Source organism: Halomonas sp. (assembly GCF_031581305.1).
Taxonomy (GTDB): Bacteria; Pseudomonadota; Gammaproteobacteria; order Pseudomonadales; family Halomonadaceae; genus Halomonas.
The window spans coordinates 1-6,094 of sequence record NZ_JAVLBC010000186.1 but is presented as its reverse complement, the minus strand read 5'-3'; the positions used below and the strand labels follow the sequence as shown (position 1 = coordinate 6,094).

Here is a 6,094-nt window from a genome sequence, read left to right as displayed (position 1 = left end):
ACTGTCGACACGTGTCGGGGAGGGCGGGCGTCAGCTGTCCGGCGGTCAGGCCCGTCGCATCAGCCTGGCCCGTGTATTGTTGCGCGACCCGGACCTGGTGATCCTTGACGAGCCGTTTGCCGGGCTCGATGCGGATACTGCGGCACGCCTTTCCGGGAGGCTCGATGGGTGGCTCGCCGGTCGTACCGTCATCTATCTGGTGCATCAGCTCGGGGAGGCTGTTGATCCACCCGGCATCGATTGCTGTCTGACCCTGTGCGACGGACGGCTTTGCACGAATGGTCAGAATGTCTCAGGATGAAGCTGACGACGTCTCCGATGAGGTCTGCCATGCGTGATTTCCTCGAATCCGCGAGGCCCTGGATCTGCTGGAGGTCTGTCGCATCGACCATGGCGTGCGCTGCCTGGAAGACCCGGCGCTGGTGGTCCGGTTGTGCGATGAAGGCGTGGTGCTCACTGTCTGTCCGCTCTCCAATGTGTGCCTGCAAGTCGTCGAACGCATGACCGACCACCCCTGCCGCGGCTGCTGGACGCGGGCCTTCGGGTCACTCTCAACTCCGACGACCCGGCCTACTTCGGCGGCGGCATGCTGGCGAACTTCGAGGCCTGCGCCGAGGCGTTTGGCTGGTCGTAGGAGGTCTTCATCCAGCTGGCCGGTACCGCCATCGAGGCCGCCTTCATCTGCGAGACGCGCCGCCTCGACCTGCATCGCCAACTGGCGACGTGCCACTAGGCCAGCGACGCGGGTGGGTGGGAAGAATCGCCGACGGGACATGCCGGCAAATTTGTTGAGGTGCCTGTATGCAACGGCCTGTAATATCCTGTAGAAGGAGGGGGTTTACCTCCTTTTTGGGTCGATCCGGGAGAGCCTTGCTTGAGTCTCAAGACCCGTTTCCTGCTGCTGGCGACTTGCCTCGTGCTCGTGGCGTCAGCGGCCGCCTGGACCGTCTTCCAACGTATCACCGAAGGCATCATCGAGCAGTGGGGCGAGCGCGTTGCGGCCATCCAGGTGCAGTACGACAGCGGTCGCCTGCTGCAGCCCCTGGAGCGGGAGATTGCCCTGGCGCGCCAGATGGCCGACTCCATCGTGCTGCAGCGCTGGGCGCGGGACCCCGATGATCCGGCGCTCGAGGCCCAGGCCTTCGCCGAGATGGAAAGCTTCCGTCGCAACTTCCGCGACAACAGCTACTTCGTCGCCCTCAGAGGTAGCGGTCGCTACTACCACAACAATGCCGCCAACGACTATGCCAAGGCGCGCCTTCGCTATCGGCTGAGGGCGGACCGACCGGCCGACGCCTGGTTCTTTCGGCTGATCGCGGAGGGTCGGGACTTCCACCTCAACGTCAATCCGGACGTGGAGCTTGGCGTCACCAAACTGTGGATCGATGTCCTGATGCGGGACGCCGATGGCGAGATCCTGGGAGTGGTGGGCACCGGCCTGGAACTCGAGGGATTCCTGCAGGAGGTCGTGGATATCCATCAGCCCGGCATCACCACCCTGTTTGTCGACTACAACGGTGCCATCCAGCTCTACCGCGATCGTCGCCTCATTGACTATGCCAGTTTCGTCAAGCCTGAGGGACAGAAGCGCACGCTGGACCTGCTGGTGGACCTGCCCCGTGACGCCGAGGCGCTCTCCGCCATAATGCGCGAGCTGCGCGAGGCCCCGGACCAGTCGCCGAACGTGCGCACCGAGTTCGTGACCGTGGAGGGCAAGCGCCACCTGGCCGGCGTGGCCTTCCTGCCGGCTCTCGGTTGGTTCGAGGTCACGCTGCTTGATCTGGAAACCCTGATGCCAATCGACGGTTTCATGCCGGTGGCGGTGGTGTTCGTGCTGACCCTGCTCGTCACGCTGCTGGTCTTCCACCTGGCGCTGCGTCGCCAACTGCTGGCCCCTATCGCGGACCTGGAAGCCGCCATGCAGCGGGTCAAGCAAGGGGACATGTCACCCTCCGAGTTGCCCCGGGGGCGAGGCGAGATGGGCCGGCTCATGCACCATTTCCAATCCATGGCCGAGGCCATCCAGCGCCATACCCGGGATCTCGAGGAGCGGGTCCGCGAGCGCACCGAGGAGCTCGAGGCGGTGGCCATCCGCGATGTGCTGACCGGCCTCATGAACCGTCGCGGCATGCAACAGTGGCTGGAGGAGCTGATCCTGCGGGCGTCCCGGGAGGAAAGCCACTTCGGGCTGATCTGGCTGGACCTCGACCGCTTCAAGGAGCTCAACGATGGCCTCGGTCATGCCGCGGGAGATCAGGCCCTGGTGCGTGTCGCCGAGGCGCTGCGGCACGGGCTGCGTCCCTACGACCGGGCCTCGCGCTGGGGAGGCGACGAGTTCCTGGTGCTGCTCTCGCCCTGCGACGCGTCCACCCTGACCCGAGTGGCCGAGCGCCTGCGCCAGGCGGTCGCCTCGATCGAGGTGGACGGTACCGCGGTCACCATCAGCGTGGGGGCCTGTCTGGCGATTCCCGGCGAGGGCCTCGACAGCCTGTTGAAGCGAGCCGACGAGGCGCTCTACCAGGCCAAGGCGGAGGGGCGCAACCGGGCCCGGGTGGCCGTATAGTCCCTTTCCGGGTCATCCCCTGCGGTGCATCAAGCGCCCGCCGGACCAGGTCTCGGCCACGCAGCGATCGTCGCCCAGCATCATCAGCGCGAAGAGCGTCTCGGGAAGCGACCCGCCGCGCGCCGTGCGCCGTGCCAGCAGCGGGGTGGCGGTCGGGTCGAGCACCACCAGGTCGGCCTCCATGCCCGGGGCGAGGCGACCGATGTGGCCGTCCAGCGACAGCGACCGGGCGTTGCCCAGCGTCAGTCCGTAGACGCCCTGCCAGGCGGTGAGCGGCTGGCCGCGCAGCTGGCCCACCTGGTAGGCGGCCTTGAGCGTGGCAAGGCCCGAGAGGTCGGTGCCGCCGCCCACGTCGCTGGCGTAGGTGATGTTGAGGCCCATCTCGCGGGCCGCCAAGCGGTCGAAGAGGCCGCTGCCGAGGAAGAGGTTGGAGCTCGGGCAGAAGGCGAGGTTTGCCCCCCGTTCGGCGAGCCGGCCGCGCATCGCCTGGTCCAGGTGGATGCCGTGGGCGAAGGTGCTGCGCGGGCCCACCAGGCCCGACTGCTCGTAGACCTCAAGGTAGTCGCGGCTGTCGGGGAAGAGCTGTGCCACCCAGTCCAGCTCGCCGGTGTTCTCGGCCAGGTGGGTCTGCAGCCAGAGGCTGGGGTCGTTGCGCATCAGGCCCCCGGTGGCGTCCAGCTGGGCCCGGCTGGAGGTGGGGGCGAAGCGCGGGGTCAGGCTGTAGCCCAGTCGCCCCTTGCCGTGCCAGTCGCCGATCAGCCGCTCGGTGTCGCGGATGCCGCCGAGGGTATCGTCGCAGAGCGCGTCCGGGGCATGGCGGTCCATCAGCACCTTGCCGGCCAGCATGCGCAGCCCGCGCCGGCGGCTGGCGGAGAAGAAGGCATCGACGGAGACCGGGTGGCTCGAGCAGAACACCTGGGCGGTGGTGGTGCCGACTCTCAGCATCTCGTCGAGGAAGGCCTCCGAGATCACCTCTGCATGTTCCCGCGCCGCGAAGCGACACTCCTCGGGGAAGGTATAGTCGTTGAGCCAGTCGAGCAGCTGACGGCCGTACGAGGCCATGATCTCCAGCTGCACGTAGTGCACGTGGCTGTCGATGAAGCCGGGCATGATCAGCTTGCCGCGGTGGTCGATCACCTCGATCCCCTCGGGGAGCTCGGGGGAGAGGCGCGCATGGTCGTCCACCGCGCGGATGTGGCCGTTCTCGATCCACAGGGCGCCGTCCGTAAGGTGGCGCACGCTGCCCTCGGCAGGCGTATCGGCCTCGCCGGGGTCGGCATCGAAGCTGAGCAGTTCCGCGCGCAGCACGCGCGAGTCGCTATGGGTCATCTCGTCAGGGCTCATTGGTGAGCATGTTGCGCAACTTGGCCGGGTCTAGGCCGCGCTGGTCACCGTGGAGGGCCTGGACCACGTCCGCAGCCCCATCGGCACCGCAGTCCCCGGTGGCACAGCCCTCCTTGGTGCCGGACGGGCCGAGCGAGTCGCGCAGCAGCTCGAGCACGCTGGTGTCGGGCGAAGCCGAGCAGTGGCGAGGCTGCCCGTTGAGCAGGAAGTCGATCATCGCCTTGTCTCTTTTGTTGGTGTGGACGGATTAACCTTTACGCGCTTGTATTCTGGAGGCTCATTGCCTGACCAATCGGTCAGGAGTTCTTTCAGCTTGGTCCAGATTAGCGCTCTGCAAGCCCGTTTGCACCTCGCCTGGGGGTGGGGCACTATCCTTGGCTTTGATCCGCCACGGGGCTGTGAGGTGGCCAATGACACAGGGGAGCGCGCCTGCCGAGCGGGAGGCGAGAGAGCAGGGCGAGGCCAGCGGCGTGACCCGCTTGCGCAACGAGCGTGAGATCCTGGCCGCGGCCGAACGGGTCTTTGCTCGCTACGGCTATCGGGGGGCGAGCCTCCAGGCGATTGCCGATCAGGCCGGCCTGCCCAAATCCAACGTGCTCTACTACATGGGCAGCAAGCGTGGCCTCTATGTGCGGTTGTTGGAGCGGATGATGGAGCGCTGGAATGCCCTGCTGGACGATATCTCGGTGGAGGATGACCCTGCCGAGGTGCTGGAGGCCTTCATCCGCAGCAAGATGCAGCTGTCACGGCGTCATCCGGAGGGCTCACGCCTGTTCGCTGCCGAGATCCTGGGCGGTGCCCCCTTCCTGCAGGAGTACCTGCGCGGCGAGTTGCGTGACTGGGTCCGGGCCCGGGCGCGGATATTCGAGCAGTGGGCCGAGCGTGGGCTGATGGATCCCGTCGACCCGGTATGGCTGATCTTCCTGATCTGGTCGGCCACCCAGCACTATGCCGACTTCGAGGCCCAGGTGCTGGGCATCACCGGCCGTGACGCCCTCAGCGATGCCGATGTCGAGGAGATCACCACCTTCCTCACCCGAGTGATCCTCAAGGGGTGCGGCGTCAGACCGCAGGTTGACTGAGCCTCTAGAGAAAAGTACAGGGTGTCATCTTGACCTATAATGGAATAACATTATTCGCTTCAATTCTTTCTGCAGGAAAGGAACCCGTATGCGTTTTCTCAAGCTCCTTATCCCTGGCCTGCTCCTGCTGGCTGCTACTCCCGCCCTGGCAGGACACGCCAATCCCTGGGCGACGGACGATGACGATCTCCTGATGCAGTATCATGACGAGAACCTCCAGCAGAGCGAAGATACCCCCGGTGAAGACGAGATGCTCGGCATCATGGAGCAGCATGCCTCGGGCAAGCTCGATGCCGAGGAGACCTCTGGTACGACCGGCGGGGGACAGGGCCATGCCAATGGCTCAGGTGTTGATAGTGGCGGCAGTGGCGGTTCCGGTGGAGAAGGCGGTAACGGTGGTGGCCCCGGCGGAGGAAAAGGCGGAAACGGTGGCCAGCGCTAGGGAAGCCGTCCACGTCGAGCATGAACGCAGCGCCCCCGGTCCGGACAGGATCGGGGGCGCTGTGGCGTGTCGGCTGATTGAGAAGAGAGGGCGAAGATATCGGGAAGTCGCGGATGACACGGGATGACCATTCGATGGCCGTGGCCAGTCTGCCTATCGAGGCACGCCTCGACGCCATCCTCGAGGCCCTCGAATCACACCCGCGCGCGCTGCTGGTGGCCGAGCCCGGGGCGGGCAAGACCACCCGGGTGCCGCTGGCGCTGCTCGAGGCCTCCTGGTGCACGGGCGGCAGGTTGCTGCTGCTGGAGCCGCGGCGGGTGGCGGCGCGCCTGGCCGCCGGCTTCATGGCCGAACAGCTCGGCGAGCGGGTGGGGGAGACCGTCGGCTACCGGATGCGCGGCGAGAGCCGCGTCGGGCCCTCGACCCGCCTGGAGGTGGTCACCCAGGGGGTGCTGACCCGCATGCTTCAGGACGACCCCATGCTCGAGGGCGTGGCCGGGGTGATCTTCGACGAGTTTCACGAGCGCAGCCTGGAGGCGGACCTGGGGCTGGCCCTGACCCTGGATGCCCAGCAGGGCCTGCGCGACGATCTGCGCCTGCTGGTGATGTCGGCGACCCTCGACGTGGAGGCCCTGCTCGGCGTGCTGGGCAACGACACCCCGG

General features: G+C 66.7%; 7 protein-coding genes and 1 pseudogene. 6 read left to right on the top strand and 2 right to left on the bottom strand.

Annotation, left to right across the window (positions count from 1 at the left end):
• The 3 genes and pseudogenes from RI841_RS13470 to RI841_RS13460 form a co-directional block, all read left to right on the top strand.
• A partial coding sequence (locus tag RI841_RS13470; RefSeq protein ID WP_310706137.1) for an ATP-binding cassette domain-containing protein occupies positions 1–301 on the top strand: 301 nt, incomplete at its 5' end.
• A 46-nt stretch (positions 302–347) separates the two neighbouring features.
• Positions 348–733 (top strand): annotated as a pseudogene (locus RI841_RS13465) (adenosine deaminase); the annotation flags it as partial.
• A gap of 141 nt (positions 734–874) precedes the next feature.
• A complete protein-coding gene (locus tag RI841_RS13460; RefSeq protein WP_310706136.1) occupies positions 875–2,563 on the top strand; it encodes a diguanylate cyclase in 1,689 nt (562 codons plus the stop codon).
• 12 nt (positions 2,564–2,575) lie between these two features.
• Here RI841_RS13460 and guaD read toward each other — a convergent pair whose 3' ends face one another.
• On the bottom strand, positions 2,576–3,892 hold the full coding sequence (gene guaD / locus RI841_RS13455; protein ID WP_310706134.1) for a guanine deaminase: 1,317 nt from the start codon (positions 3,890–3,892) through the stop codon (positions 2,576–2,578).
• Between the two features lie 4 nt (positions 3,893–3,896).
• The gene (locus RI841_RS13450) at positions 3,897–4,124 is read right to left on the bottom strand and encodes a hypothetical protein (protein WP_310706139.1); all 228 of its coding nucleotides are present in this window, start codon (positions 4,122–4,124) and stop codon (positions 3,897–3,899) included.
• 193 nt (positions 4,125–4,317) lie between these two features.
• Between RI841_RS13450 and RI841_RS13445 the strand changes: the two genes are divergently transcribed.
• From RI841_RS13445 to RI841_RS13435, 3 genes are all read left to right on the top strand, one after another.
• Positions 4,318–4,989, top strand: coding sequence for a TetR/AcrR family transcriptional regulator (locus tag RI841_RS13445; RefSeq protein ID WP_310706132.1), 672 nt, complete (start codon positions 4,318–4,320; stop codon positions 4,987–4,989).
• Positions 4,990–5,077: 88 nt separating this feature from the next.
• Positions 5,078–5,431, top strand: a complete 354-nt coding sequence (locus RI841_RS13440; protein WP_310706131.1) for a hypothetical protein — start codon at positions 5,078–5,080, stop codon at positions 5,429–5,431.
• 113 nt (positions 5,432–5,544) lie between these two features.
• Positions 5,545–6,094, top strand: a 550-nt coding sequence (locus tag RI841_RS13435) for a DEAD/DEAH box helicase (RefSeq protein ID WP_405000948.1), incomplete at its 3' end; no start/stop codon positions are given.